Genomic DNA, 26,971 nt, shown 5'->3' with positions numbered 1-26,971 from the left:
GGCGCGGCCGCACGCGGCGACGGCGTACGGACGCGCAGGGCAGGCACACAGGCATCACGCAAGCAGTACTCGAGCAGCACGCCGAGGCCCGGCACCCCCGTCTGGGGTGCCGGGCCTCGGCGTGTGCGGCGTCAGCGCGTCAGGAGCCCTTGCCCCAGGCGTCCTTGACGGGGACCTTCCCGCCGGTGCGCAGCACGGCGCCCTCGTAGACCCGGGCCGCCGCGATCATGAGGCCGACCAGGGCCACGACCGAGATGCCGGCCGCGAGGAGGTTCTGCCACACCGCGAGGTCGCCGCTCGCCGTCATCACCGGCTGCAGCATCGCGGAGAACGGCGGCACATAGGCCAGGATCTGCGCGAACGTGCCGCCTGACTGGCCCGCGAAGATCGCCACGAAGAACGACGCGATCAGCAGCGAGGTCATCGGCGTGATGACGTTCTGCAGGTCCTCCATGCGCGAGACGCGCGCGGCGGCCGCGGCGAACATGCACGCGTAGATCGCGTAGCCGAGCACGAACCAGGCCACCACGAGCGCGGCCGGGTAGACCATCGAGCCGGTCAGCTCGATGGTGCCGAGGCCGGACGCGGCGGCCAGGCCGACGGCCGCGGTCAGCGCCATCTGCAGCAGGCCGAGCAGGCCGATGCCGATCACCTTGCCGGTCAGCAGCGCGCGGGCCGGGACCGCGGCCAGCAGGATCTCCACGATCCGGCTGGACTTCTCCTCGACCACGCCGTTGGCCACCCACACCGAGAAGAGCATGAGCATGCCGTAGAGCATCAGCACGCCCAGGAACGCGATGCCCTTGCGCTTGTCGCGCTCGTCGGCGTCCGGGTCCAGGGTCTGCTTGGCCAGCGGCTGCACCTGCAGCGCCTGGTCGACCGCGGCCGCGTCGATGCCGGCTGCGGTGAGCCTGTTGTCCCGCTCGACGGTGGCGTACGCGCTCTGCAGCACGGCCGCGAGGTTCTGGTCGAGGTCGCGGTGCACGACGATGCGCCCGCCGGCCACGTAGGCGTCCAGGTCGCCGTCCTCGACGGCCTTGAGCGCGGCTGCGTCGTCCGGGTACGTCTTGACCGTCACGTCGGTGTCGAGCAGCTGGGCCTGGGCGGCCGCGACCTGGCCGACGCGGGCCTGCTGCGGTCCGCCGAAGGCCACGTCGTACTTGTCCGACCCGCTGCCGATGGCGGCCGGGATGGCCACCGCGGCCAGCAGCACGGCCAGCATGACGCCGACCTGGATGAGGAATCCGCGGTCCCGGATCCGCTCGGTGAACTCGCGGCGCGCCACGAGCCGCACAGACGCCCAGAAGCGCGACGTGGGATCTGCAGTCGGGGACGTCATGCGCGGGCCTCCTCGCGGCCTTCGGCGGGCCATGAGGGGGCTTCTGAGGGCCCTGAGGGGGCTTCTGAGGGGGCGTGCGCGGTGCCGTTGACCACTTCGCGGAACAGTTCCGCCAGCGAGGGGTCCACCGGGGCGAAGGCGCGGACCCGCCCGGCCGCCCGGGCGGCGTCCAGGAGGCCCTGCTCGCCGGTGCCCGGGGCGAGCTCGACCAGGACGCCGTCGGCGCCGTCGGCGAGCACCGTGACGCCCGGCACGGCGTGCGCCCACGGGCCCGGTGCGTCGACCTGCACGCGGTAGCGGACCGCCCGGTCGCCGCCGCGGAGCTCCTGCACGGTGCCCACGGCGTGCATGCGGCCGTCCTTGATGATCCCGACCGCGTCGCACAGCTGCTCGACCAGCTCCAGCTGGTGGCTGGAGAAGACCACCGAGACGCCGCGCTCGACCCGGCTGCGCAGCGCCTGGGCCATCACGTCCACGCCGACCGGGTCGAGGCCCGAGAACGGCTCGTCCAGGATCAGCAGCTCCGGCTCGTGGACCAGCGCCGCGGCCAGCTGCACGCGCTGCTGGTTGCCCAGCGACAGGGTCTCCAGGCGGTCGCCGGGCGCCCCGGAGACGCCCAGGGTGCGCAGCCACTCCTCGGCGGAGCGCCGGGCGTCCGGCCGGGACATGCCGTGCAGCTCGGCGAAGTACACCAGCTGGTCGAGGATCCGCATCTTCGCGTAGAGGCCGCGCTCCTCGGGCATGTAGCCCCAGCGCCGCCGCGTCCCCGCGTCGGCCGCGCGGCCCTGCCACCGCACCTCGCCGCGGTCGCCGGCCAGGACGCCCATGGCGATCCGCATCGTGGTGGTCTTGCCGGCCCCGTTGGTGCCGACGAAGCCGAACATCTGCCCGGGGCCGACGGAGAACGACAGGTCCTGCAGGACCGTCTTGTCTCCGAACCGCTTCCCGAGTCCTATGAGGTCGAGCACTCTTCTCCCTGTCCGGGGCCCCGTGAGGCCGTGAGTCTGCAGCCGGGCGCGCTCAGTCGATGCGGCGCAGTTCGCGCTTGAAACGCTGCCCGTTGTCCACGTAATTCCGCACCGCGGCGTCGAATGCGCCGGGCTTGACGCTATCCAGGCGCATCTTGGCCGGTACGCCCAGGGCCGTGGCGTACGGCGGCACCTCGACGCGGTTGCCGACGAAGGCGCCCGCACCCACCAGCGCGCCGCTCCGCACCACGGCCTCGTGCAGCACGATCGCGCCGTTGCCGACCAGGCAGTCGTCCTCGATCGTGCAGCCTTCGAGGTGCACGAGGTGCCCGATCACGCACCTGTCGCCGACCCGTGTGACCAGACCCGCACTGACATGGAGGACCGAGCCGTCCTGGATGGATGTACGCTCCCCGACGACAATCCGGCCGTAGTCGGCCCGGAGTACCGCGGACGGCCATACCGTCGACCCCGCGCCGATTTCCACGCTGCCGATCACCACGGCGTCGGGGTGGACGTAGGCATCCGGGTGCACGACGGGTACTTGTTCACCAAGCGCGTAGACCGTCACGATTCCTCCTGGTTACCGGCCATCATGGAGAGTTACAGTGGGCCACCCATCCAACCAAGTCACCTCTTCGGGGGTTCGGTTGGGTGTCGATTGAGTAACAAGCCTTGCTATGAGGCAGAATCTGCGCCTCAGGTCGGGCACAACTCCGGCCCCTGATGCGTTACGTGCGCTGAAGGACGCGTTCACGGACGCATCGGCAAGCAGATCCACCCGGAGGGGGAGAGGTATATGGCGACTGATTACGACACTCCACGCAAGACTGACGACGACGTCAACGAAGACAGCATCGAGGAGCTCAAGGCCCGGCGCGTCGACAAGTCGGCCGGTGCGGTCGACGTCGACGAGTTCGACCAGGCCGAGAGCTTGGAGCTGCCCGGTGCGGACCTCTCGAACGAAGAGCTGTCCGTGCGGGTGCTGCCCCGGCAGGCCGACGAGTTCACCTGCTCGCGCTGCTTCCTCGTGCACCACCGCAGCCAGCTGGCCGCCGAGAAGGACGGCCAGACCATCTGCGTCGACTGCGCCTGACATCCCGATCCTTCGGGCCTCAGGCCTGCTCAGGATCGATCATCGGCAAGCGGAACCCTGCGCACGCGACCGGGTCCTGGCAGGAGCGGACCGCCCCTGCCGATGATCGATACGAGCATCCCCCGTGACGGGGGCGCACCGGCTCTCCGGGGCCGCAGACTCGGGACGTCCGCCGTATTGCCGGCGGGCGTTCTTCCGCGTCCGCACCCGTATGCGCCCCCGCACGCGACCTGCGGGCGCCCTGTGCGCCCGCGCACACGAGCACCCGTCCGGGGCGGACAAGGACAGAACGCGCGGCACCGCCGCGCGCCCCGAGCCGGCCCGCCTCAGCTTTGCGCGGCGTTCCGCCGGCGTACCGCGTCCAGCACCTCGACCAGGCGCGCCGGGTTCCGCGACGACAGGTACAGGTACGGCGTCGGGTCCGCGGGGTCCGCGACCTCGACCCGCACCGCGGTCGGCACATAGCTGCGCAGCAGCATGAACGCCCGCGGGTCGGCCGCCTCCATGCGCAGTGCCCGGGCTTCCTCGGCGTCCAGCGCGGTCGCCTCGCCCAGCGCGTCCAGCGGCAGCCGGGCCCGGCCGGCCTCCAGGAACCCGTCGGTGATCCGTACCCGGGCCGAGCCGTACGCGGTCACCAGCCACGCGGTCAGCGCCGCTGCCGCGACGACTCCGACCGCGGACGCGGCCAGGCCGACCGGGAGCAGCATCAGCCCGCCCACCAGCCCGCCCCCGGCCACCAGGCCCCACCAGGACGTCGGCACCACGAGTCGCTCGTTATACGCCTGCATGGACCAAGCGTGTCATCCCGCGGCGCGTGCGCCGACCAGGGGTGCCCGCCGACCCGCGCAGGACCCGGTCAGTATCCGGTCAGTATCCGGTCAGTGCCGCCGCGAGATCTTGGCGAGCAGCCGGACCACCGGCTCGGGCGGCGTGCGCAGCCCGGTCGCCACGCCCTTCGCGTAGTCCGACACCGCCCGCGGCGCCAGCGCGTCCAGCACCGCACCGGCCTTGGCGTCGCTGCCCACCAGGTAGCGCGGCCGCGGCCGCGGGGTCAGCAGCGCGTGCCGCACGGCCGCCGCGACCGGCATCGGCGACGGCAGCGACGCCGAGCGCCGCAGGATGTCGTCGGCCAGCTCGTACGAGTCGACGTACGCGGAGTGCTTGCGCGGCGGGAGGCGGCTCATGCTGCGCTCCCAGATGTCCGTGCCGAAGCTGCCCGGCTCGATCAGCACCACCTTGACGCCGAACTGCGCGACCTCGATGCGCAGCGCGTCCGACATCGCGGCCAGCCCCTGCTTGCTCGCGCAGTACCAGCCCAGGAAGGGCGCCGACACGCGGCCCGAGATCGACGAGATGTTGACGATGCGGCCGCTGCGCCGCTGGCGCATCTGCGGCAGCACCAGGCGGGCGATGCGCGCCGGGGCGACCAGGTTGGTCTCCAGCTGCAGGCGCACCTGCTCGTCCTCGACGTCCTCCACTGCGCCCGGCTGGGCGAATCCGGCGTTGTTGACCACGGCCCACGGGCCGCCGCCGGTCATCGTGGCGATCTCGGTGAAAGCGCGGACCGTGGAGGTCGCATCGCACACGTCGAGAAGGACGGTGCGCACCCCGAGGCCCTCGCGCTCGGCGGCCTCGCGCAGCCGCTGCGCCTTGTCCTCGGTCCGTGCGGTGCCGATGACGTCGAGTCCGGCCCGGGCCAGTTCCAGGGCGGTCGCGAGACCGATCCCGCTGGTCGCGCCCGTCACGACCACGCTCTTGGTCATCTGCGTCCTTCTTCCGTCACGTCCGCCACGCCGGCCCGCCCGCGCCGGCTGCCCGGACCTCCGCACGACCGTAGTGCCAGCGGACCCGCCTGGACCAACATCCGGAACGCTGTTCTCCGCCGGTTCTGCGCGGGCTTCCCCGCGGGGTCGCCGGCGGGGTTCCCGGCGGGCCGGATCGGCCCGCCGCGCGGCGGCCCGCACACCGCCGGGCGGCCGAAAGGCAGTAATGTCCCCCGAGTGAGTCGACCTTCATCCCTGACCCCGTCCCCGGACGTCGAGGTCCCCGGGCCGCATCCCAGTGCTCCGCCGCCCGGCACCGAACTGGGCGAGCACTACGACGGCTGCTTCGGCTGCGGCGAAGAGCTGGAGAACGGCCTCCGGCTGCGCACCCGGGTGGGCGAGGGCGTCAGCGTGGACACCGAGTTCGTGGTCGGCCCCGGCCACCAGGGCGCCCCAGGGCTCGCCCACGGCGGGCTGCTGAGCTGCGCGTTCGACGAGGCGCTGGGCGCCCTCGGCTACCTGCTGCACCAGCCCGCGGTGACCGCGCGCCTGGAGACCGACTTCAAGCGCCCGGTCCCGGTGGGCTCCACGCTGTTCATCCACGCGTGGTGCACCGGCGTCGAGGGCCGCAAGATCTACGCGAAGGCGGTCGGCCGGCTGAACGCGCCGGACGGGCCGGTCGCGGTCGAGGCCGCATCGCTGTTCGTCGCGGTGGGCTTCGAGCACTTCATGAGCAACGGCCGCCCCGAGGACGTGCGGCGCGCGATGCAGAACCCGGACGTGGTCAAGGCCGCGCGAGCCTTCGAGGTGAACCCGTGACGGCCCCCGTCGACATCCTGGTCCAGCGCCTGGACCCCGATCTGCCGCTGCCGTCGTACGCCCATCCGGGCGATGCCGGCGCCGATCTGGTGACCGCGGTGGACGCCGAGCTGGGCCCCGGCGAGCGCGTCGTGCTGCCCACCGGCGTGGCGATCGCGCTGCCGGACGGATACGCGGCGTTCGTCCATCCGCGTTCCGGACTCGCGGCCCGGTGCGGGGTGTCGCTGGTCAACACCCCGGGCACGATCGATGCGGGATACCGTGGCGAGATCAAGGTGATCGTGGTCAACCACGATCTCCGGACGAGCGTCTCGTTCCGCCGCGGGGACCGCATCGCCCAACTGGTGGTCCAGCGGGTCGAGCGGGCGAGCTTCCACGAGGTCGGCGTCCTGCCGGGTTCGGACCGGGCCGAGGGCGGCTTCGGATCGACCGGCGGCCACGCCGCCGTCGTGGCCGACATGGGAAGCGGTACCGACACAGTGAAGAACTCGGCTTCCGACAGGGAAGGGATCTGACGTGTTCCGACGTCGCCGACGCAACGAAGAAGCCGACCAGCCCGTCGACGAGCTGGACGACCTCGCCGAGACCGACGAGGTCGACGACGAGGACGGGGCGGCGGACGCCGCCGAGGCGTACAACGCCCCGCTGCCGCCCGCGCCGCGCCCGGACGGGCCGTGGGACGAGGACGAGCTGGACGACCCGCAGGAGGGCCGGATCGACCTCGGCGGCCTGCTGGTGCCCGCCACCGAGGGCATGGAGCTGCGCGTCGAGGTCGCCAACGAGCTGATCATCGCGGCCACCGTGATCCTCGGCGACAGCGCGGTGCAGCTGCAGGGCTTCGCGGCGCCGCGGAGCGAGGGCCTCTGGCACGAGATCCGCGCCGAGATCGCGGGCGGCATCACGCAGCAGGGCGGCGTGGTGGACGAGCTGGAAGGCGGTCTGGGCTGGGAGCTGCGGGCGCAGGTGCCCGTGCAGCTGCCGGACGGCACGCAGGGCGCCCAGCTGGTGCGCTTCGTGGGCTGCGACGGCCCGCGCTGGTTCCTGCGCGGCGTGATCTCCGGCCGTGCCGCGGTCGACCCGGACACCGGGGCCGACCTGGAGAACATCTTCCGCGAGACCGTGGTGATCCGCGGCGGCGACCCGATGGCGCCGCGCGACCCGATCCTGCTCCGCCTCCCGGAGAACGCGCAGATCGACCCGGCCAGCGGCGTCGCCCCGGCGGCCGAGGGCGGCGACGAGGAGAAGGGCCGGTACGCCGGCGACCTGAACCCGTTCCAGCGCGGCCCGGAGATCACCGAGGTCCGCTAGCACTCCTTCCGGACGCGGTCGCACACGCAGTCCGGACGCACGAGGCCAAGGGGCCCGGCACCACCCGCAAGGGTGACGCCGGGCCCCTTTCGCATGCCGGTATGCCGCAGCCCCGCCCTCGCCTCGGCGACCCGCCCTCGCCGGCCCGCCGACCGCGTGCCGGCGCGCCCCTTCCCTCTCGCGTCTCGCCCCGCCCCGGCCCGGCGCCACGCGACGCTCGCCTGTACACCGCCTTCCGCAGGGAGGCGTGCGTCAGGGACGCGTCAAGAACATCCAGGGGTGCGTAAGGGCGGCGCTAGCACTTGTCGATGCATCCTTTTTGCCCCTTTTTGCAGGCCTCTCCGATGCTACCAATGACCTCGGCACGGACCCCAAGGGCCCGTGCGGGGACCGCAATCGTGCGGTCCTCGTCCGCACCTTCCCAAGGAGCAGTAGCGATGGCTGATCTGGCCTTCGTCGTCGCGACGGTGGCGTTCTTCGCGCTCGTCGTCGCCATCGCCAAGGGGGTGGCGAAGCTGTGAACGCGGACAGCGTCGTCGGCCTCGTCGTGGCCGTCGCCCTGCTGGGCTACCTGGTGCTCGCTCTCCTGTTCCCCGAGAGGTTCTAGTGAGTTCCACCGTCGCGGGGATCCTCCAGATATCCCTGCTGATCGCCGTACTCGCCGCGGTGCACCGCCCGTTCGGCGACTACATGGCCAAGGTCTACACCTCGGACAAGCACACCCGTCCGGAGAAGTGGATCTACAAGGCCATCGGGGCGAATCCCGACTCCGGCCAGCGCTGGGGCATCTACCTGCGCAGCGTGCTGGCCTTCTCGATGTTCTCGATGCTCGGCCTGTACGCGCTGCTGCGCTTCCAGGACAAGCTGCCCTGGAGCCTCGGCTTCCAGCCGATGAAGGCGGACCAGGCGTTCAACACCGCCGCGTCCTTCACCGCGAACACCAACTGGCAGTCGTACTCGGGTGAGTCCGCGGTCGGCCACATGGTCCAGATGGCCGGCCTCACGGTGCAGAACTTCGTCTCGGCCGCGGTCGGCATGGCCGTCGCGGTGGCGCTGATCCGGGGCTTCGTCCGGGTCCGCTCCGGCGAGATCGGCAATTTCTGGGTCGACCTGGTCCGCGGCACGGTCCGCATCCTGCTGCCCATCGCGGTCATCGGCACCATCGTGCTGGTCGCTTCCGGCACCCTGCAGAACCTCGCCGACCCGCACACCGTCACCACGCTCGACGGCGGCACGCAGGCCATCACCGGCGGCCCGGTGGCCTCCCAGGAGGTCATCAAGCTCGCCGGCACCAACGGCGGCGGCTTCTACAACGCCAACTCCGCGCACCCGTTCGAGAACCCGAACGCGTTCACGAACCTGTTCGAGATCTTCCTGATCCTGGTGATCCCGTTCTCGCTGCCGCGGGCCTTCGGCACCATGGTCGGCTCGGCCAAGCAGGGCTACGCGATCCTCGGCGCGATGTTCGCGATCTGGTTCGTCGCGGTGGTCCTGATGACCTGGACCGAGATGCACGGCAACGGCACCGCCCTGGAGATCGCGGGCGGCGCGATGGAAGGCAAGGAGCAGCGCTTCGGCGTCCCCGGCTCGTCGCTCTTCGCCACCTCCACGACGATGACGTCCACCGGCGCGGTGAACTCCTTCCACTCCTCGTTCACCGGTCTCGGCGGCGGCATCACGCTGCTCGGCATGATGCTCGGCGAGATCTCGCCCGGCGGGGTCGGCTCCGGCCTCTACGGCATGCTCATCATGGCGATCCTCGCGGTGTTCGTGGCGGGCCTCATGGTCGGCCGCACGCCCGAGTACCTCGGCAAGAAGATCGGCGCGGGCGAGATGAAGATCGTCGCGCTGTACATCCTGGTCGTCCCGGCCACGATCCTCACCATGACCGGCATCGCGCTCGCGCTGCCCGGTGAGCGGGCGTCGATCCTCAACTCCGACTCGCCGCACGGCCTGTCCGAGGTGCTGTACGCGTACACCTCGGGTGCCAACAACAACGGCTCCGCCTTCGCGGGCCTGAGCGCGAACACCGAGTACTTCAACACCACCATCGGCTTCGCGATGCTGATCGGCCGCTTCGTCACCATCGCCCTCGTACTGGCCCTGGCCGGCCGCCTGGCCGAACAGCGCCAGGTGCCCGAGACCGTCGGCACGCTCAAGACCCACCGGCCGCTGTTCGTCGGGACGTTGGTCGGCGTGATCCTCATCGTCACCGGCCTGACCTACTTCCCGTCCCTCGCCCTCGGCCCGCTCGCGGAGGGGCTCGCATAACCATGACCACCACACTTCAGACTCCCCAGAGCTCTCCTCCGGCAGAGCACCAGCCCGCCCCCGGACGCGTCTCCGCAGGCCTCTTCGACCCCAAGCAGCTGCTGAAGTCGATGCCCGAGGCGCTGCGCAAGCTCGACCCGCGCGTGATGGTCAAGTCGCCCGTCATGTTCGTGGTCGAGATCGGCTCCGTGATCACCACGGTCATGGCGATCAAGGACCCCAGCGTCTTCGCCTGGGTCACCGCGGTCTGGCTGTGGCTGACCGTGCTGTTCGCCAACCTGGCCGAGGCGGTCGCGGAAGGCCGCGGCAAGGCGCAGGCCGACACCCTGCGCAAGGCGAAGACGGACACCGTCGCGCGCCGATTGGCCGGCAACCGCGAAGAGCGGGTGCCGGGCACCGACCTGAAGATCGGCGACCTGGTGGTCTGCGAGGCCGGCGACATCATCCCCGGCGACGGCGACGTCGTCGAAGGGGTGGCGAGCGTCGACGAGTCGGCCATCACCGGCGAGTCGGCCCCGGTCATCCGCGAATCCGGCGGCGACCGCAGCGCGGTCACCGGCGGCACCAAGGTGCTGTCCGACCGCATCGTCGTCAAGATCACCACGAAGCCCGGCGAGACCTTCATCGACCGCATGATCGCCCTCGTCGAAGGTGCCGCGCGGCAGAAGACGCCGAACGAGATCGCCCTCAACATCCTGCTCGCGTCGCTCACGATCACCTTCCTGTTCGCGGTCGTGACGCTGCAGCCGCTGGCGATCTACTCGGGCGCCGAGCAGTCGATCATCGTGCTGGTGGCGCTGCTCATCTGCCTCATCCCCACCACCATCGGGGCCCTGCTCTCCGCGATCGGCATCGCCGGCATGGACCGCCTGGTGCAGCGCAACGTGCTCGCCATGTCGGGCCGCGCGGTCGAGGCCGCGGGCGACGTCAGCACGCTGCTGCTCGACAAGACCGGGACCATCACACTCGGCAACCGCCAGGCCTCGGAGTTCGTGGCCATCGGCAGCACCACCCAGGCCGAACTGGCCGACGCCGCACAGTTGTCCTCGCTCGCCGACGAGACCCCCGAGGGCCGGTCGATCGTGGTCCTCGCGAAGACCGCGTACGGCCTGCGCGAGCGCCACGAGGGCGAACTCGGGCACGCCGAGTGGATCACCTTCACCGCGCAGACCCGCATGTCGGGTGTCGACCTCCTGGACGAGGAGGGCAAGCCGCGCCGGGTCCGCAAGGGCGCAGCCTCCGCAGTCGCCAAGTGGGTCTCCGAGCGCGGCGGCAGCGTCCCGCGCGAGTCCGGCGAGGCCGTGGACGCCATCTCGGCGGCCGGCGGCACGCCCCTCCTGGTCGCCGTCGAGGACGCGCAGGGCGCCCGCATCCTGGGCGTGATCCACCTCAAGGACGTCGTCAAGGAAGGCATGCGCGAGCGGTTCGAGGAACTGCGCCGCATGGGCATCAAGACCGTCATGATCACCGGCGACAACCCGCTGACCGCCAAGGCGATCGCGGATGAGGCGGGCGTGGACGACTTCCTCGCCGAGGCCACGCCGGAAGACAAGATGGCGCTGATCAAGCGCGAGCAGGCCGGCGGCAAGCTCGTCGCGATGACCGGCGACGGGACGAACGACGCGCCCGCGCTCGCGCAGGCCGACGTGGGTGTCGCCATGAACACCGGTACTTCCGCAGCCAAGGAAGCCGGCAACATGGTCGACCTCGACTCGAACCCGACCAAGCTGATCGAGATCGTCGAGATCGGCAAGCAGCTCCTGATCACGCGCGGCGCGCTCACCACGTTCTCCATCGCGAACGACGTGGCGAAGTACTTCGCGATCATCCCGGCGATGTTCGCCGTCGCGGGCGGCCCGGCCGGCCTTGCGCCGCTGGACAAGCTCAACATCATGCAGCTGGCGACGCCGGAGTCGGCGATCATCTCGGCGGTCGTCTTCAACGCCCTGATCATCGTCGCGCTGATCCCGCTGGCCCTGCGCGGCGTCCGCTACCGGCCCTTGTCCGCGGACAAGATGCTGGCGCGCAACCTGGGCATCTACGGCCTGGGCGGGCTGATCGCCCCGTTCGTCGGGATCAAACTCATCGACCTCGTCGTCTCGCTCATCCCCGGAATCGGTTGATCACCATGGCCACCCAGACAAGCACACGCATCCGCGTCTTCCTGGCGGGTCTCCGCGCCCTCCTGGTGCTGACGGTCATCCTCGGCATCGCCTACCCGCTGGCGATGACCGGCCTGGCCCAGGTCGCGTTCCCGGACCAGGCCGACGGCTCCAAGGTCAAGGTGGACGGCAAGGAGGTCGGCTCCAGCCTCATCGGCCAGAGCTTCGACCTGCGGGACGCGGAGGGCAACAGCACCGGCCCGGACCCCAAGTGGTTCCAGCCGCGGCCGTCGGCCGGCTCGTACGACCCGCTCGCCTCCGGCGCATCCAACTACGGCCCGGAGAACCTCGAGTTCATCCAGCTCGTCAAGGACCGCAAGGCCGCGGTCGCGGAGTTCAACGGCGTCACCCCGGAGCAGGTGCCGGCCGATGCGGTCACCGCGTCCGGCTCCGGCCTGGACCCGCACATCTCCGAGGCGTACGCGCTCATCCAGGTCGACCGGGTCGCCAAGGAGCGCGGCCTCGACCCGGCCGCGGTCCGCAAGCTGGTCGAGGAGCACGTCCAGGGGCGCGTGATCGGCATCCTCGGAGAGGAGCGCGTCAACGTCCTCGACCTCAACATCGCCCTGCAGAAGGCGGCCGCAGCCAAGTAGCCCGGCCCCGGGCCTGCCCCCGCGGGGAAGGGCGGGCCCGGCCGGTGCCCCTGCGGGCGACCTGCACAAACGAGACGACAATGGACGGCATGGGACGCGGAAAGCTACGCATCTACCTGGGCGCGGCGCCCGGGGTCGGCAAGACGTACGCGATGCTCGGCGAAGGCCGCCGGCGCCGCGACCGCGGGGCCGACGTGGTGGTCGGCCTCATCGAGTGCCACGGCCGCCCGCGTACCGAGGAGATGCTGGACGGCCTCGAGGTCGTCCCGCGGCAGGACATGGTGCACCGCGGCTCGGCGTTCACCGAGATGGACGTCGACGCGGTCATCGCCCGCCGCCCCAAGGTCGCGCTGATCGACGAACTCGCGCACACCAACGTCCCCGGCTCCCGCAACGCCAAGCGCTGGCAGGACATCGACGAGATCCTCGACGCCGGCATCGACGTCATCTCCACGGTCAACATCCAGCACCTGGAGTCCCTCAACGACGTCGTCGAGTCGATCACCGGCGTGCCGCAGCGCGAGACCGTCCCCGACGCGGTGGTCCGCCGCGCGAGCCAGATCGAGCTCGTCGACATGTCCCCGGAGGCCCTGCGCCGCCGCATGGCGCACGGCAACGTGTACGCGCCGGAGAAGGTCGACGCCGCGCTCTCCAACTACTTCCGGGTCGGCAACCTGACCGCGCTGCGCGAGCTCGCGCTCCTCTGGGTGGCCGACCGCGTCGACGAGTACCTGCAGCAGTACCGCACCGAACACGGCATCGACGCCACCTGGCCGGCCCGCGAGCGCATCGTGGTCGGCCTCACCGGCGGCCCCGAGGGCGAAACGCTGCTGCGCCGCGCGGCCCGGATCGCCACGCGCGGCTCCGGCGGCGAACTGCTCGCGGTGTACGTCTCCAAGAGCGACGGCCTGTCCGGCGCGTCCCCGGAAGCCCTCGAACACCAGCGCACCCTGGTCGAGTCGCTCGGCGGCACCTTCCACTCGGTGATCGGCGAGGACGTGCCCACCGCACTCCTCGACTTCGCCCGCGGCGTCAACGCCACCCAGATCGTCCTCGGGTCCAGCCGCCGCAAGCCCTGGCAGTACGTGCTCGGCCCCGGTGTGGGCGCGACCGTCGCGGCGTCCTCGGGCGACATAGACGTGCACATCGTCACGCACGAGCACGCCGGTGTCGGGCGGACCGTGCGCGTGCCGCGCTCCGGGGTCAGCCGGCGCCGGCTGCTGCTCTCCTGGCTGGTCGCGCTGATCGGACCCGTGCTGCTCACCGTGATCATGGTGCACAACCGCGACCACCTCGCGCTGTCCACCGAGATGCTGCTCTACCTGCTGCTGACCGTCGGCGTCGCGCTGCTGGGCGGGCTGTGGGCGTCCACGCTGACCGCGGTGATGGCCTCGCTGCTGCTCAACTACTACTTCACGCCGCCCATGCACACGCTGACCATCCGCGACCCGGAGAACATGTTCGCCCTCGGGGTGTTCGTGGTGGTCGCCCTGGCGGTGGCCTCCGTCGTCGACGTGGCCGCGCGGCGCACGCATCAGGCCGCACGCAGCCAATCCGAGTCCGAGACGCTCAGTTTCCTGGCCGGCAGCGTGCTGCGCGGCGAACAGGCGCTGCCCGCGCTTCTGGAGCGGGTCCGCGAGGCGTTCGGCATGGAGTCGGTCGCCATGCTGCAGCGCACCGAGCCGCACGGCCCGTGGGGCTGTGTGGGCAGCGTCGGCCCGCATCCGGTGCGCAAGCCGGAGGAGGCGGACGTCGAGGTGCCGGTCTCCGACACCATGGCCCTCGCGCTGTCCGGCCGCGTGCTGCCCGCCGAGGACCGCCGGGTGCTCGGCGCCTTCGCCGCGCAGGCCGCGGTCGTCCTGGAACGCCGTCAGCTGGTCGCCGAGGCGGCCGAGGCGCGCCGCCTGGCCGAGGGCAACCGCATCCGCACTGCGCTGCTGGCCGCGGTCTCGCACGACCTGCGCACGCCGCTGGCCGCCATTAAGGCCAGCGTGTCGTCGCTGCGCTCGGAGGACGTCGACTGGTCGCCCGAGGACGAGGCCGAGCTGCTGGCCGCGATCGAGGAGGGCGCCGACCGGCTCGACGCGCTGATCGGCAATCTGCTCGACATGAGCCGCCTGCAGACCGGCACGGTGACGCCGCTGTTCGGCGAGGTCGCGCTGGACGAGGTGGTCGCGGGCGCGCTGCTCGGCGTCCCGGAGACGGCCGTCGTCCTGGACGTGCCCGAGACGCTGCCCACGGTGTGGGCCGACTCGGGTCTCCTGGACCGGGTGCTGGCCAACATCATCGAGAACGCGGTCAAGCACAACCCGCCCGACCGGCGCGTGCATGTGCGCGCCGAGGCGGTCCGCGGCCGGGTCGAGCTGCGCGTCGTGGACCGCGGCCGCGGCGTGCCGGACGAGGCCAAGGAGCGCATCTTCGAGCCGTTCCAGCGGTACGGCGACGCCCCCGCGGGCAACGGCGTCGGCCTCGGCCTCGCGGTGGCCCGCGGCTTCGCCGAGGCGCTCGGCGGCGCGCTGGCCGCGGAGGACACCCCGGGCGGCGGCCTCACGATGGTGCTGACCCTGCGGCCGGCGGACGCTCATCCGGTCCTGCTGCCCGGGCCGCCTGGTCGGCCCGGGGCGCCCGAGACCGGCGGGACGCCCGTGCCGGCGGCGCCATGATGCGGCGCACCCGGCGGGCGGGGTACCGCAGCAGCACGGGCCACGGCGCGGCGGTGGCGGCAGGCTTGGCGGCCACGGCAGAAGCGGCGGAACGCATGGGGCTCTCCTCGGAGTCGTACGGCTGTTCGGTATCCACGCTTCATAGTCGAACAGATATTCGACACCGGTATCGACGCCACGCCGCAGGAATCCCACGGACGAGTGAACACTTCGGTGATCGTGAACGTGCGCACACCGAACGAACGAGCGCGGAACGTACGGAGGCAATTCGATGACACGGGTGCTCGTCGTGGACGACGAGCCGCAGATCGTCCGGGCCCTGGCCATCAACCTCAAGGCCCGCGGCTACCAGGTCGACACCGCCGCGGACGGCACCGCGGCACTCGCCGCCGCGGCCGAGCACCATCCGGACGTCGTGGTCCTCGACCTGGGCCTGCCCGACCTCGACGGCGTCGACGTCATCCGCGGCCTGCGCGGCTGGACCAAGGTGCCGATCATCGTGCTCAGCGCCCGGCAAGCGTCGAACGAGAAGGTCGCGGCCCTGGATGCGGGCGCCGACGACTACGTGACCAAGCCCTTCGGCATGGACGAACTGCTCGCCCGCCTGCGCGCCGCGGTCCGCCGCGCCGCCCCCGAGGACGAGATGCCGGTCGTCGAGACCGAGTCCTTCACCGTCGACCTGGCCGCCAAGAAGGCCCGGCGCGACGGCCAGGACATCCGGCTCACCCCGACCGAGTGGCACCTCCTGGAGGTCCTGGTTCGGCACGCGGGCCGCCTGGTCAGCCAGCGGGCGCTGCTGCAGGAGGTCTGGGGCCCGCAGTACAGCACCGAGACCAACTACCTGCGCGTATACATGGCCCAGTTGCGCCGCAAGCTCGAGGCGGACCCGTCGCACCCCCGCCACCTGGTCACCGAGCCGGGCATGGGATACCGCTTCGAACCGTGACCGTACACGGGCGCAGAGTGCCCGGGGAGCCGCTCCGGAGGGCTCGCCGCACGGGGTCCGGCGGCTCCGCCGGATCCCGGTCCGGGCCTCGACCCGGTACCCTCGCGTTCATGAGTGGTACCACCGGAGTCGAGCGAGGTCCGGGCCGTTTCCGCCGGATGTTCAACCGGTTGACCTCGACACACGAGGAGCTGGAGGCCGAGGAGCTGCAGCAGGACTGCAGGCAGCTCGGCTGCACGGCGATCGGCTCGGTCGCCGAGCGCGACCTCGTCACGGTCGGCGGCACGCTGCGTACCGTCACCTTCCGCCCGCGGGCCGGCGTGCCCGCCTTGGAGGCGGAGCTGTACGACGGGTCCGGCGCGCTCTCGGTGGTCTGGCTGGGCCGCCGCAAGATCGCCGGGATAGAGCCGGGCCGCCAGCTGGTCGCGCGCGGCCGCCTCACCACGGCCCAGGGCCGTCCTGTGCTGTTCAATCCGAAGTACGAGCTGCGGCCGGTCGGCGGGGGAATCTCCCGCCCCAAGGCCGGCGGAGGGTGACCCGGGTGACGTCCGAGGCAGAATTGCCCCGCTCCACGGCCGACGAGAAGGGCCGACCGGCCGGCGAGGGCGCTGCGCCCGAGGGCGGCAATCCGGGGGACAGCGCGATGTCGCTGGTCGCCGCGTTCGGCGGGGTGCGGGGCATGATCGACATGACCGTCCCCGGACTGGTCTTCGTCGTCGTCTTCACCATCATGCGCGAGACCGCGCCGTCCGCGTACGCAGCGGTCGCGGTGGCAGCGGTGCTGGCCGCCGTGCGGCTGCTGCGCCGCGAGACGCTCATGCACGCGCTGGGCGGCTTCCTGGGCGTGGCCATCGCCGCCTTCGTGGCGGTGAAGTCCGGCAAGGCGGAGAACTTCTACCTGCTGGGCGTGCTGCTCTCCGGCGGCTACGCGCTGGCCTACACGGTCTCGATCCTGGTGCGCTGGCCGCTGATCGGCGTGGTGCTCGGGCCGATCCTCGGCGAGAACTTCACGTGGCGGAAGAACCCGGCCCGGGCCGCCGCGTACACGAAGGCCACCTGGGTGTGGGTCGCGCTGTTCGTGCTGCGCATCGTGGTGCAGGTGCCGCTGTACCTGGCCGACAAGGTGACCTGGCTGGGCGCCGCGAAGGTGGCGCTGGGCGTGCCGCCGTGGCTGGTGGCGATCTACCTCACCTGGCTGATCATGTCGAAGGCGCCGCCGCCGGTGAAGGTCAAGTACGACGACGATGACGAGGCCGACGGTACGGCCGACTCCGAGGGCGCGGGCAGCGCGGTCGGCGCGGGCGATGCGCCCGCCGCGGATGCCCAGGGTGCTCTTCCGGCCGCCGCTGCCGACGGCGACACCCCCTCGACCGTGCGTTCGGATTCGGCCTCGCGCTGATCAACCGTCATACCTGAACGGCCGCTTCCGTAAGCGGCCGTTCAGCTTTTGCGGCGTGCCGCGTAATTCCCGGCTAACTGCACTTTTGGCCGTATCTCAGCAACTACCGTCCCGGTTATGCCTCGTGTGAAAGGAGGCGGGGACGGTGGCCGGAAACGGTGACCTTCGCGCGCTGGTCGAAGAGGCCGGCTTGACGAGGCGGGAAGTTGCCCGTTGGGTCAATGCGGTTGCCGAGCGCCGCGGGCAGCACCTGGGATGCACCCACACTTCGGTGGCCCGGTGGCTCGACGGCGCCCAACCGCGGTGGCCCATTCCCCTGCTGCTGGCCGAAGTCCTCGGGCGGCGGCTGGGCTGTGAACTGACGGTTGCCGACCTCGGCCTGAGGGACCGGAGGCCCCCTGCCCCGGATCCCTTCGACGGGTTGAGTGTCGCTCGCACGGTGTCGGACATCCGGCGGGCCGTGGTCGAGCTGACGGGGAGAGACATGAACCGCCGTAATTTCCTGCTCGGTTCGACGTTCGGGGCCGCGGCCTTCTCGAGCCCGGCACTGTTCTGGTCGACGGCCACGGGTGCCGAGCCCGAGCTCATGGAGCACGGCGGCACCGGGCGCGTGCGCGAGGCCGACGTCGAGCGGATCCGCCAGACCGTGGTGATGTTCCGCAAACTCGACCGCGCCCAGGGCGGCGGCGATCTGCGCGACACCGTGGTCAACCACCTGAACGGCGTCGCCCGCACCAAGTTGTCCGGCTCGTACGGCGACGACGTGGGACGCGGGCTGTTCCGCGCGGTGGCCGAGCTGACCGAACTGGCCGGCTGGCTGTCGTTCGACTCGGGACGCCACGCACTCGCGCAGCGGTACCACATCCAGGCGCTGCGGCTGGCCCAGGCCGCCGACGACCGGGCGTACGGCGCCTACGTGATGGCCAACATGGCCTGCCAGGCGGTGTACCTCGGACACGGCTGGGAGGCCGTGCAGTTGGCGCGGGCCGCGCAGCAGGGCGCCCGCGGTTCGCTGACGCACCGCGGCCAGGCGCTCGTGCAGGCCATGGAGGCGCGCGGGCACGCGGCGCTCGGCGACCAGCGCTCCTGCGCGGAGGCGCTCAGCAGGGCGGAGCTCAACCTGGAGCGCGCCGACGGCCAGGAAGACCCGGCGTGGTGCCAGTACTTCGACAAGGCCGAGCTGCGCCACGAGTTCGCGCACTGCCACCGGGACCTGCATGTGCCGTCCGCCACCCAGGAGTTCGCGAACGAGGCCATAGGGCTCCGGACCGACGGGTATACGCGGCGGTGCGCGCAGGACACCACGTTCATGGCCGCCGCGCACCTGGACGAGGGCGAGTTGGACCAGGCGTGTGCGAAGGCCAACGAGGCCCTGGAGATCGCCGTCACGCTCAACTCGTCGCAGTGCAACGACTTCCTGCGCGAGTTCCGCACCCGGCTCAAGCCGTACGCGGGGGAGCGGGTGGTCCGCGACTTCACCGAGCACGCCGAGGAGATGTACGCGGGCATGGCGGTGTGACGCAGCCGCGCGCGGGTGCGGGACGGCCCGGGCAGTGCCCGCGTCATCCTGCACCCGCGCGCGGCGGGTCCGTCCTGCTGCCCGGGGAGACCTGCCCCGAGAGCGTCAGTGCTGGGCGCGTCAGCGCACCGAGAGCAGCTGCTCCAGCTCTTCCTCGCGGTGCGGGGCGGCCACGAACAGGAGTTCGTCGCCCGCCTCCAGGGCGTCGTCCTTGCTCGGCACCAGCACCCGGCCTTCCCGGATGATGGTGACCAGCGCGGTGTCCTCGGGCCAGACGACGTCGCCCACCCGGGTGCCGACCAGGCCGGTGTCGCTGGGCAGGGTCAGCTCGACGAGGTTCGCGTCGCCCTGGCTGAACCGCATGAGGCGCACCAGGTCGCCGACGCTCACCGCCTCCTCGACCAGCGCGGACATCAGGCGCGGCGTGGAGACCGCGACGTCGACGCCCCAGGCCTCGTTGAACAGCCACTCGTTCTTCGGGTTGTTGACCCGGGCCACCACGCGCGGCACGCCGTACTCGGTCTTGGCGAGCAGCGAGACGACCAGGTTGACCTTGTCGTCGCCGGTCGCCGCGATGACCACGTTGCAGCGCTGCAGCGCGGCCTCGTCGAGCGAGGAGATCTCGCAGGCGTCGGCCAGCAGCCACTCGGCCTGCGGGACGCTGTCCACCTTGATGGCGTCCGGCGCCTTGTCGATGAGCAGGACCTCGTGGCCGTTCTCCAGGAGTTCGCCGGCGATGGAACGGCCGACCGCACCCGCTCCGGCGATCGCGACGCGCATCAGTTGGCCTCCGGAGCCTTTTCGAAGGCCGCCTCGACGGCGGCCACGTCGGCCTGCTGCATGATCACGTGCACCAGGTCGCCTTCCTGCAGGACGGTGTCCGGGCCGGGCAGGATGCCTTCGCCCAACCGGGTGAGGAACGCGATGCGCGCCCCGGACGCCTGCTCGAGTCCGCCGACCCGGTGCCCGACCCACAGCGGGTTCACGTGCACCTCGGCGAGCTGCACGGTGCCGCTCGGGTCGCGCCACAGCGGCTCGGCGCCGCTGGGCAGCAGCCGGCGCAGCATCTGGTCGGCGGTCCAGCGGACGGTGGCCACGGTCGGGATGCCGAGGCGCTGGTAGACCTCCGCGCGGCGGGGGTCGTAGATGCGCGCCACGACGTTCTCCACGCCGAACGTCTCGCGGGCCACCCGGGCGGCGATGATGTTCGAGTTGTCGCCGCTGCTGACCGCGGCGAACGCGCCTGCTTCCTCGATGCCGGCGGCGCGCAACGTGTCCTGGTCGAACCCGACGCCCGTGACGCGGCGTCCGGAGAAGTGGGCGCCGAGCCGCCGGAACGACGTGGCGTCCCGGTCGACGACGGCGACCGAATGGCCCAGTTCCTCCAGGGTCTGGGCGAGCGTGGATCCCACGCGCCCGCACCCCATGATGACGATGTGCACGGCCGTCCTTCCGGCGTATGTCCGTAGTGCCCGCAGTAGTGCCCGATATGGCCCTGTTCGGCCTGTCACCAGGGTGACAGACGTTCGTGCGACGTTACACGCGGGCACGGTCTGCGACGCGCCGGAGTACCGGTTGCGCGGCCATCGGCGGGCCCGCGTCCCTGCGGAATCCGCACAGCGTACGATCGCCCGCGTGTCAAGACTCGGCGGACTATCAAAACGCATCCTTCTGGGCCGGGCCGTACGCAGCGACAAGCTGCACGAGACCCTGCTGCCCAAGCGTCTCGCGCTGCCCGTCTTCGCGTCCGACGCCCTCTCCTCGGTGGCGTATGCCCCGGACGAAATCCTGCTCACGCTGTCCATGGCGGGCCTCGCGGCGTACCACTTCAGCTGGCAGGTCGGCCTCGCGGTCGTCGTGGTCATGCTCACCGTGGTGGCGTCGTACCGGCAGAACGTGCACGCGTACCCGAGCGGCGGCGGCGACTACGAGGTGGCGACCGTCAACCTCGGTCCGAACGCCGGTCTGACCGTCGGCAGCGCGCTGCTGGTCGACTACGTGCTGACCGTCGCGGTGTCGATCTCGTCCGGCGTGGCCAACATCTCCTCGGCCATCCCGGCGATAGGGGAGCACAAGGTCATCTACGCGGTGATCCTGGTCCTCCTGCTGATGACCATGAACCTGCGCGGGGTGCGCGAGTCGGGCTCGGCGTTCGCGGTGCCGACCTACCTCTTCATGTTCGCCATCATCGGCATGACGCTCTTCGGCTTCATCCGCTACTTCACCAGCGGCGCCGACTCGATGCAGGCGGAGAGTGCGTCCTTCGGCATCCAGGCCGAGGACTCCTTCACCGGCATCGCCCTGGTCTTCCTGCTGCTGCGCACCTTCTCCTCCGGTTGTGCGGCGCTGACCGGTGTCGAGGCGATCAGCAACGGCGTACCGGCCTTCCGCAAGCCCAAGAGCAAGAACGCGGCCACCACGCTGCTGCTCATGGGCACCATCGCGGTCACCATGCTCATGGGCATGCTGGTCCTCGCGAAGATCACCAAGGTGCACTTCGCGGAGGACCCGTCGCACCAGATCACCGGCGCGCCCGCGGACTACGAGCAGAAGACGGTGGTCGCGCAGGTCGCCGACGCGGTCTTCGGCGGCACCTTCGCGTCCCCGATGTTCTACCTCGTGCTCGCGGTCACCGGCCTCATCCTGGTGCTGGCCGCGAACACCGCGTTCAACGGCTTCCCGGTGCTCGGCTCGATCCTGGCCCAGGACCGCTACCTGCCGCGCCAACTGCACACCCGCGGCGACCGGCTGGCCTTCAGCAACGGCATCATCATGCTGGCCGGTGCGGCGATCCTGCTGATCGTGGCCTTCAAGGCCGAGCCGACCAAGCTGATCCAGCTGTACGTCGTGGGCGTCTTCGTGTCCTTCACGATGAGCCAGGCCGGCATGATCCGGCACTGGACCCGGCACCTGAAGACCGAGGACGACCCGGCCACCCGCCGGCACATGAAGCGCAGCCGCGTCATCAACGCGTTCGGCCTGTGCATGACCGGTGCGGTGCTGGTGATCGTGCTGATCACCAAGTTCACGCACGGCGCGTGGATCGCGATCCTGGCGATGGCCATCCTCTTCGTGACCATGAAGGGCATCCGCAAGCACTACGACCGGGTGCGCGACGAGCTGGTCGCGGATCCCGACGAGGACATGAAGCTGCCCTCCCGGGTGCACGGCATCGTGCTGGTGTCCAAGCTGCACAAGCCGACGCTGCGGGCCCTCTCGTACGCCCGGGCCGCGCGGCCCAGCGTGCTGGAGGCGGTCACGGTCGGCGTCGACCCGGACGAGACCGAGGCGCTGCGGCAGGACTGGGACGACCGCGGCATCGAGGTGCCGCTCAAGGTGCTGGACTCCCCGTACCGCGAGATCACCCGCCCGATCATCGAGTACGTCAAGAACGTGCGCCGCTCCAGCCCGCGCGACGTGGTGACCGTCTACATCCCCGAGTACGTGGTCGGCCACTGGTGGGAGCACATCCTGCACAACCAGAGCGCACTGCGCCTGAAGGGCCGCCTGCTCTTCACGCCCGGCGTGGTGGTCGCCTCGGTCCCGTGGCAGTTGGCCTCGTCGAGCCGGGTCAAGGTCGGCGCGGGCTACAACGCCCCCGGCGCAGTCCGCCGAGGCGAACCCGCCCCGAGAAGGGACGCGGGCACGCCCCCGCCGCGCAAGCCCGACGAGAAGTAGCACCCCGACGCCCGCGGCCGAGCACTCGGCGCGGCCGCGAGGTGCCCTGCGGGGGCGGCGGGCGCTCGGCCGGGTCCGGGCGACGGGAGTGCGCCTTCCGCCGGGGCGAACCCGGTCCCGCTGGGACGTGGGCACGCTCCCGCCCCGCAAGCCCGACGGCAAGCAGCGCCCCACCCCGCGGCCGCCCACTGGGCGTGGCCGCGGGGTGCAGGGGGTGGCGACGAACCGGGATGTTCCGGGGCTCGGCGAGTAGGACGTCGGGCCGTCGGGTCGGGTGCACGGGTCGGGCCGGGGCGTGGTGGCGGTTGATGGGTCGGGGGCGTCGGGCGGTGCCCTGGGCGGCCTTCGATTCCGGGTCGTGCGGGGGTTGGACGTAGGCTGGGGGGTCGCGCGTGATCTGCGCGAATCCCCAGCCGTCGCTTTTGAGGAGTTCCGTGCCCACGTCGCGTTCCCAGGGTTCCGCCGGTGCCGCCCGGTCCGCTGTCCGGCCGGCCGCCGGTGAGGCTGCGGAGGCCGCCGAATCCCTGGTGGGCACCCGGTACGAGGTCGAGATCGGCCCCGTCGCGCACGGCGGGCACTGCGTCGCGCGGCATGACGGGCGCGTCCTCTTCGTGCGGCACGGGCTGCCGGGCGAGCGTGCGGTCGTCGAGGTGACCGACGGCACCGAGACCTCGCGCTTCCTGCGCGCCGACGTGGTCGAGGTCCTTACCGCGTCCCCCGACCGGGTGAAGCCCGCCTGCCAGTACGCGGGTCCCGGCCTGTGCGGCGGCTGCGACTGGCAGCATGCCGCCCCCGCCGCGCAGCGCGCGCTGAAGTCCGCCGTCGTCGCGGAGCAGCTGCGCCGGCTGGCCGGGCTCGACATGGACGTCGAGGTCGAGGCCGTGGACGGCCCGCCCGGACTCCCCGAGGGCCTGGGCTGGCGTACCCGCGTGCAGTTCGCGGTCGACCCCGCCACCGGCTCGGCCGGTCTGCGCCGGCACCGCTCGCACGACGTCGAGGTGATCGACGCGTGCGCGATCGCCGCCCCCGGCATCGAGGAGCTGGGCATCGAGCAGCGCGACTGGACCGGCGTCGCCTCGGTCGAGGCGGTCGCCGCCACCGGTTCGCTGGACCGCGCGGTCGTGGTCACCCCCGCCGAGCACGACGGCCGCATGCCGATCGTCGAACTCGACCGCCCCGTCGCGGTGTTCCGGGCCGACGACCGCGGCCGGGTGCGCAAGGTGCACGGCCGCGCAGGTGTGCGCGAGGTGGCCGCGGGCCGCACCTGGCGGGTCTCCGGCAACGGCTTCTGGCAGGTCCACCCGGCCGCCGCGGACACCCTGGTCGCCGCGGTCCTCGACGCCCTGGAGCCGCGTCCCGGCGACGTCGCCCTGGACCTGTACTGCGGCGTCGGCCTGTTCGCCGGCGCGATCGCGGACCGGCTCGCGGACAGCGACACGGTGATCGGCATCGAGTCCTCGCGCGAGGCGATCGAGGACGCCAAGCACAACCTGCGCGAGGTCCCGGGCGCCCGCCTGGAGGTCGGCAAGGTCGAACGCGTGCTCAGCCGCCCCGGCTTCCTGCGCCGCGCCGACATCGTGGTGCTCGACCCGCCGCGCGCCGGCGCCGGCAAGGAGGTCGTGGAGCGCATCGCGCGCCTGACGCCCCGCCGCATCGCGTATGTGGCCTGCGACCCGGCCGCGCTGGCCCGCGACCTGAAGTACTTCGCGGAGCGCGGCTACCGCCTGCGCTCGCTGCGCGCCTTCGACCTCTTCCCGAACACCCACCACGTGGAGTGCGTCGCGGTGCTCGAACCGGCCCCGAAGCAGCCTTCGGCCAAGAAGCCGGGCAACAAGCGCTGATCCGACGCCGTACCCGAACGGCCTGTCCCCGCAAGGTTTTCGACCGGGCGGGGACAGGCCGTTCGGCGTTCCGCGGGGTTCTGTCCGCCGGACTGCTCAGCCTGCTTCCCCGGCCGTCAGGCCGGCCAGCAGCAGGGCGAGGCCGCCGAGGAACTCCTCGTCCGCGGTGATCTGCCGCGCCGCGACCGCGGTCGCGGACAGGTGCGGGAAGTCGGCCGGGTCGAGTGCGGCGAGGGCGGCCGTGCCGGGGCCGTCCAGGGAGCTGAAGTGCGCGACTTGGAGCGCGCCCAGCACGTAGGCGAGCAGTGCGCGGAACGCCACGACGCGCTGCCCGGCGGCGAAGCCCGCCTCGGCGAGGATGCCCAGCACCGCATCGCCCCAGCGCATCGCCCCCACCGACGTGTGCCGGTGCACCAGGAGCAGCGGCACGACGGCCGGATGCTGCCCGGCCGCGGCCCGGACCCGTTCGGCGAGCACTTCGATCCGTCCGGTCCAGGCCGCCGGACTGGTCGGGACGGTGGTGTCCACGCTGCTGAACACCAGGTCCACGACCAGCGCTTCGAGCTGCGCGCGGTCGGTGACGTAGCGGTAGACGGACATCGTGCCCATGCCCAGTTCGGCCGCGACGGCGCGCATCGACAGGGCGTCGAGCCCCTCGCGGTCGATGACCGCGAGCGCGGCGGCGGCAATCTGGGAGTGGGTGAGAGAGCGGGGTCGTGGCATGGATTGACAGCGTACAACGTACGCTCATAGCTTGTAGGCGTACACCGCACGCTTACGTGGGAGGGCCCATGGGCAAGCAGGCAGAAATCACCGCGCACGGCACGCTGAAGGTCGGAAGCCGGGTACCGGAACGCACGCTGACGGCCGTCACTGCGCCCGGCGCCGAGCCGCGGGCCGCGGTGCCGGTGCCGGACCCGGACCGCTTGGTGCACCTGCAGTTCAGGCGCTTCGCCGGCTGCCCGGTCTGCAACCTGCACCTGCAGTCGATCGTCCGGCGGCACGACGAAATCACCGCGGCCGGGATCGCGGAAGTCGTCGTCTTCCATTCGCCGGCGGAGGAACTACGCGGTCACATAGCGCACTTGCCGTTCCCGGTGATCGGCGACCCGGACCGCCGGCTGTACCGCGAGTTCGGCGTCGAGGCGACCCCGAAGTCGCTGCTGCGCCCGCAGGCGTGGATCCCGATCGTGCGCTCCGTGATCCGCGGTATCCCGCTGGTGCTGCGCGGCAAGGAGCGGTTGCCGGCCAGGCAGCCGCACGGCGGGCGGACCGGACTGCCCGCCGACTTCCTGATCGCCCCGGACGGCCGGATCACCGCCGCGAAACTGGGCACGCACGTCTACGACCAGTGGTCGGTCGACGAACTCCTGTCCGCCGCCGCGGCGGCCCGGTCAGCGGAAGCGCACCCGGCCGCGGTGGAATAGCCGACGGCTCGGCTCGGGCTCAGGGTCGGGCTCAGGCTCGGGCGCCGGCCCGGCGGCGGTCGCGGCCGCCGCGGGCCGGCGTGCGGCCACCGCGTCCGCGGCGAAGACCGCGAGCGCCGTCCACACGAGCGCGAAGCCGGTCCAGCTCGCGGTGTTCATGGGCTCGTGCCGCACACCGACGCCGATGGCGAACTGCAGCGCCGGGTTGACGTACATCAGCAGGCCGAACAGCGAGAGCGGGAGCCGGCTCAGGGCCGCCGAACGCAGCGCGCTGGGTATCGCGGTGATCAGTCCTGCCGCGGGCAGCAGGAGCAGCAACGCAGGGGTGTAGGCGGAAGATTGGCCCGCGGCGGCGGTCCAGCAGGCCACTGCCAGGCCGACCGGCAGGACGGCGGTGAGCTCGACGGCGGTGCCGGCCGCCGCGGGCAGCGGGCGGCGTTTGCGCAGCAGGCCGTACGCGGAAACCGTGCCCGCGATGGCGAACGCCGCCCAGGGCACTCGCCCGTAGCCCGCCACCAGCACGCCCAGCGCCACGGCCGCGATCCCGCAGGCGCACCACTGCGCGGCACGCAGGCGCTCCCGCAGCACCGTCACGCCGAGCAGCGCCCCGGCGAGCGGGGCGATCAGCAGCGCCAGCGACGCCTCGACGACGCGTTCGGAGATGACCGCGTACACGTAGACCGCCCACGAGGTGGCCAGCAGCACGCCGGTCAGGGCGAGCGACGCCAGGTCCCGCGGCCGGCGCAGCAGCCCACCGAACTCGCCGCGCGCCAAAGGCCGGGCGGCCACGATGGCCAGTGCGGCCAGCGCCGACCAGACGATGCGCTGCGCGATCGCGGACGCCGTGCCGAGCCCGGCCAGCAGCGGCCAGAAGAGCGGCTGCACCCCCCAGATCAGCTGCCCGGCAAGCGCATACCCCACCCCGGCTCCCCGCCCACCCGCCACCTGCCGCACCCCCACCACGGCCCCAGGTTCTCACGCCCTGGCAGGCGTGAGCCTGGGTCAACTGCCGCGCGGTGGGGCCAGGGTCGGGCCTCCGCCGCTGCCCAGGCCCTGCGCCCCTGGTGGGCGCGGGGCCGGGCGGCGTACCGGGGGTGGGGGAAGTGGTTGAGCCTTCACCGCTTCCCCTGGCCTTCCACCCCGCCCTCATCCCCTCGGCAGGCGCGGGTCGGGGGAACT

The 26,971-nt window shown here is 71.8% G+C and carries 26 protein-coding genes; 17 read left to right on the top strand and 9 right to left on the bottom strand.

Annotated features, from left to right (window positions below; all coding sequences use genetic code 11):
* Positions 1 to 139: 139 nt before the first annotated feature.
* Genes LZ495_RS03945 through LZ495_RS44645 form a run of 3 tightly spaced genes read right to left on the bottom strand, consistent with a single transcriptional unit; the run spans position 140 to position 2,878 of the window.
* On the bottom strand, positions 140 to 1,339 hold the full coding sequence (locus tag LZ495_RS03945) for an ABC transporter permease (RefSeq protein ID WP_235050412.1): 1,200 nt from the start codon (positions 1,337 to 1,339) through the stop codon (positions 140 to 142).
* Complete coding sequence (locus LZ495_RS03940; RefSeq protein WP_235050411.1) at positions 1,336 to 2,307, bottom strand: ABC transporter ATP-binding protein; 972 nt, start codon at positions 2,305 to 2,307, stop codon at positions 1,336 to 1,338. Before LZ495_RS03940 ends, LZ495_RS03945 begins: the two co-directional genes overlap by 4 nt.
* Positions 2,308 to 2,359: 52 nt before the next feature.
* Positions 2,360 to 2,878: a gamma carbonic anhydrase family protein gene (locus LZ495_RS44645; RefSeq protein ID WP_235050410.1), complete on the bottom strand. Its 519-nt coding sequence runs from the start codon at positions 2,876 to 2,878 to the stop codon at positions 2,360 to 2,362.
* Between the two features lie 228 nt (positions 2,879 to 3,106).
* On the opposite strand from LZ495_RS44645, the gene LZ495_RS03930 reads away from it, so the two are divergent.
* On the top strand, positions 3,107 to 3,403 hold the full coding sequence (locus tag LZ495_RS03930) for a DUF4193 domain-containing protein (RefSeq protein ID WP_235050409.1): 297 nt from the start codon (positions 3,107 to 3,109) through the stop codon (positions 3,401 to 3,403).
* Between the two features lie 326 nt (positions 3,404 to 3,729).
* Here the strand turns inward: LZ495_RS03930 and LZ495_RS03925 are convergent, their stop codons facing one another.
* Together LZ495_RS03925 and LZ495_RS03920 are read right to left on the bottom strand one after the other, a co-directional pair.
* Positions 3,730 to 4,191: a DUF3093 domain-containing protein gene (locus LZ495_RS03925; RefSeq protein WP_235050408.1), complete on the bottom strand. Its 462-nt coding sequence runs from the start codon at positions 4,189 to 4,191 to the stop codon at positions 3,730 to 3,732.
* A 90-nt stretch (positions 4,192 to 4,281) separates the two neighbouring features.
* Complete coding sequence (locus tag LZ495_RS03920) at positions 4,282 to 5,166, bottom strand: SDR family oxidoreductase (protein ID WP_235050407.1); 885 nt, start codon at positions 5,164 to 5,166, stop codon at positions 4,282 to 4,284.
* A 237-nt stretch (positions 5,167 to 5,403) separates the two neighbouring features.
* Between LZ495_RS03920 and LZ495_RS03915 the strand changes: the two genes are divergently transcribed.
* The 13 genes from LZ495_RS03915 to LZ495_RS03855 all read left to right on the top strand — a co-directional run bounded on the left by LZ495_RS03915 (position 5,404) and on the right by LZ495_RS03855 (position 18,846).
* Complete coding sequence (locus tag LZ495_RS03915; protein WP_235050406.1) at positions 5,404 to 5,985, top strand: PaaI family thioesterase; 582 nt, start codon at positions 5,404 to 5,406, stop codon at positions 5,983 to 5,985.
* Complete coding sequence (gene dut, locus LZ495_RS03910; RefSeq protein WP_235050405.1) at positions 5,982 to 6,500, top strand: dUTP diphosphatase; 519 nt, start codon at positions 5,982 to 5,984, stop codon at positions 6,498 to 6,500. Before LZ495_RS03915 ends, dut begins: the two co-directional genes overlap by 4 nt.
* A gap of 1 nt (position 6,501) precedes the next feature.
* Positions 6,502 to 7,293: a DUF3710 domain-containing protein gene (locus LZ495_RS03905; RefSeq protein WP_235050404.1), complete on the top strand. Its 792-nt coding sequence runs from the start codon at positions 6,502 to 6,504 to the stop codon at positions 7,291 to 7,293.
* Positions 7,294 to 7,646: 353 nt separating this feature from the next.
* Positions 7,647 to 7,814 (top strand): hypothetical protein, encoded by a 168-nt coding sequence (locus LZ495_RS03900; RefSeq protein WP_235050403.1) that lies wholly within the window; start codon positions 7,647 to 7,649, stop codon positions 7,812 to 7,814.
* Positions 7,811 to 7,900, top strand: coding sequence for a K(+)-transporting ATPase subunit F (gene kdpF, locus LZ495_RS03895; RefSeq protein ID WP_235050402.1), 90 nt, complete (start codon positions 7,811 to 7,813; stop codon positions 7,898 to 7,900). Before LZ495_RS03900 ends, kdpF begins: the two co-directional genes overlap by 4 nt.
* Positions 7,900 to 9,564 (top strand): potassium-transporting ATPase subunit KdpA, encoded by a 1,665-nt coding sequence (kdpA, locus tag LZ495_RS03890; RefSeq protein ID WP_235050401.1) that lies wholly within the window; start codon positions 7,900 to 7,902, stop codon positions 9,562 to 9,564. Before kdpF ends, kdpA begins: the two co-directional genes overlap by 1 nt.
* Before the next feature lie 2 nt (positions 9,565 to 9,566).
* A complete protein-coding gene (gene kdpB / locus LZ495_RS03885) occupies positions 9,567 to 11,687 on the top strand; it encodes a potassium-transporting ATPase subunit KdpB (RefSeq protein ID WP_268822205.1) in 2,121 nt (706 codons plus the stop codon).
* A 5-nt stretch (positions 11,688 to 11,692) separates the two neighbouring features.
* Entirely contained in the window at positions 11,693 to 12,319 is a 627-nt protein-coding gene (kdpC, locus tag LZ495_RS03880) for a potassium-transporting ATPase subunit KdpC (protein ID WP_235050400.1), read from the top strand.
* An 89-nt stretch (positions 12,320 to 12,408) separates the two neighbouring features.
* Entirely contained in the window at positions 12,409 to 14,982 is a 2,574-nt protein-coding gene (locus LZ495_RS03875; RefSeq protein WP_235050399.1) for a DUF4118 domain-containing protein, read from the top strand.
* 271 nt (positions 14,983 to 15,253) lie between these two features.
* Complete coding sequence (locus tag LZ495_RS03870; protein WP_235050398.1) at positions 15,254 to 15,928, top strand: response regulator; 675 nt, start codon at positions 15,254 to 15,256, stop codon at positions 15,926 to 15,928.
* A gap of 110 nt (positions 15,929 to 16,038) precedes the next feature.
* The gene (locus LZ495_RS03865) at positions 16,039 to 16,464 is read left to right on the top strand and encodes an OB-fold nucleic acid binding domain-containing protein (protein ID WP_235050397.1); all 426 of its coding nucleotides are present in this window, start codon (positions 16,039 to 16,041) and stop codon (positions 16,462 to 16,464) included.
* A gap of 5 nt (positions 16,465 to 16,469) precedes the next feature.
* Positions 16,470 to 17,327 (top strand): DUF3159 domain-containing protein, encoded by an 858-nt coding sequence (locus LZ495_RS03860; RefSeq protein ID WP_235050396.1) that lies wholly within the window; start codon positions 16,470 to 16,472, stop codon positions 17,325 to 17,327.
* Positions 17,328 to 17,472: 145 nt separating this feature from the next.
* On the top strand, positions 17,473 to 18,846 hold the full coding sequence (locus LZ495_RS03855; protein ID WP_505011339.1) for an NsdA family TPR-like regulatory protein: 1,374 nt from the start codon (positions 17,473 to 17,475) through the stop codon (positions 18,844 to 18,846).
* 120 nt (positions 18,847 to 18,966) lie between these two features.
* Here LZ495_RS03855 and LZ495_RS03850 read toward each other — a convergent pair whose 3' ends face one another.
* Complete coding sequence (locus LZ495_RS03850; RefSeq protein WP_235050394.1) at positions 18,967 to 19,626, bottom strand: potassium channel family protein; 660 nt, start codon at positions 19,624 to 19,626, stop codon at positions 18,967 to 18,969.
* Positions 19,626 to 20,288, bottom strand: coding sequence for a potassium channel family protein (locus LZ495_RS03845; protein ID WP_235050393.1), 663 nt, complete (start codon positions 20,286 to 20,288; stop codon positions 19,626 to 19,628). The genes LZ495_RS03850 and LZ495_RS03845 overlap by 1 nt, the downstream gene beginning before the upstream one ends.
* Before the next feature lie 193 nt (positions 20,289 to 20,481).
* Here LZ495_RS03845 and LZ495_RS03840 point away from each other — a divergent pair, with 193 nt between their 5' ends.
* The gene (locus tag LZ495_RS03840; RefSeq protein ID WP_235050392.1) at positions 20,482 to 22,524 is read left to right on the top strand and encodes an APC family permease; all 2,043 of its coding nucleotides are present in this window, start codon (positions 20,482 to 20,484) and stop codon (positions 22,522 to 22,524) included.
* A 524-nt stretch (positions 22,525 to 23,048) separates the two neighbouring features.
* Complete coding sequence (locus LZ495_RS03835) at positions 23,049 to 24,365, top strand: class I SAM-dependent RNA methyltransferase (RefSeq protein ID WP_235050489.1); 1,317 nt, start codon at positions 23,049 to 23,051, stop codon at positions 24,363 to 24,365.
* A gap of 96 nt (positions 24,366 to 24,461) precedes the next feature.
* Here LZ495_RS03835 and LZ495_RS03830 read toward each other — a convergent pair whose 3' ends face one another.
* Positions 24,462 to 25,088 (bottom strand): TetR/AcrR family transcriptional regulator, encoded by a 627-nt coding sequence (locus LZ495_RS03830; protein WP_235050391.1) that lies wholly within the window; start codon positions 25,086 to 25,088, stop codon positions 24,462 to 24,464.
* Positions 25,089 to 25,156: 68 nt separating this feature from the next.
* On the opposite strand from LZ495_RS03830, the gene LZ495_RS03825 reads away from it, so the two are divergent.
* Entirely contained in the window at positions 25,157 to 25,792 is a 636-nt protein-coding gene (locus LZ495_RS03825; protein WP_235050390.1) for a peroxiredoxin-like family protein, read from the top strand.
* Here the strand turns inward: LZ495_RS03825 and LZ495_RS03820 are convergent.
* A complete protein-coding gene (locus LZ495_RS03820; protein WP_235050389.1) occupies positions 25,760 to 26,713 on the bottom strand; it encodes an EamA family transporter in 954 nt (317 codons plus the stop codon). The two genes, LZ495_RS03825 and LZ495_RS03820, sit on opposite strands and share 33 nt — an antisense overlap.
* Positions 26,714 to 26,971 lie beyond the last annotated feature (258 nt).

The sequence above is a fragment of the Yinghuangia soli genome, from assembly GCF_021502675.1.
Taxonomy (GTDB): Bacteria; Actinomycetota; Actinomycetes; order Streptomycetales; family Streptomycetaceae; genus Yinghuangia; species Yinghuangia soli.
Note: the sequence above shows the minus strand (reverse complement) of the source record. Positions and strands in the feature narration are given on the sequence as shown.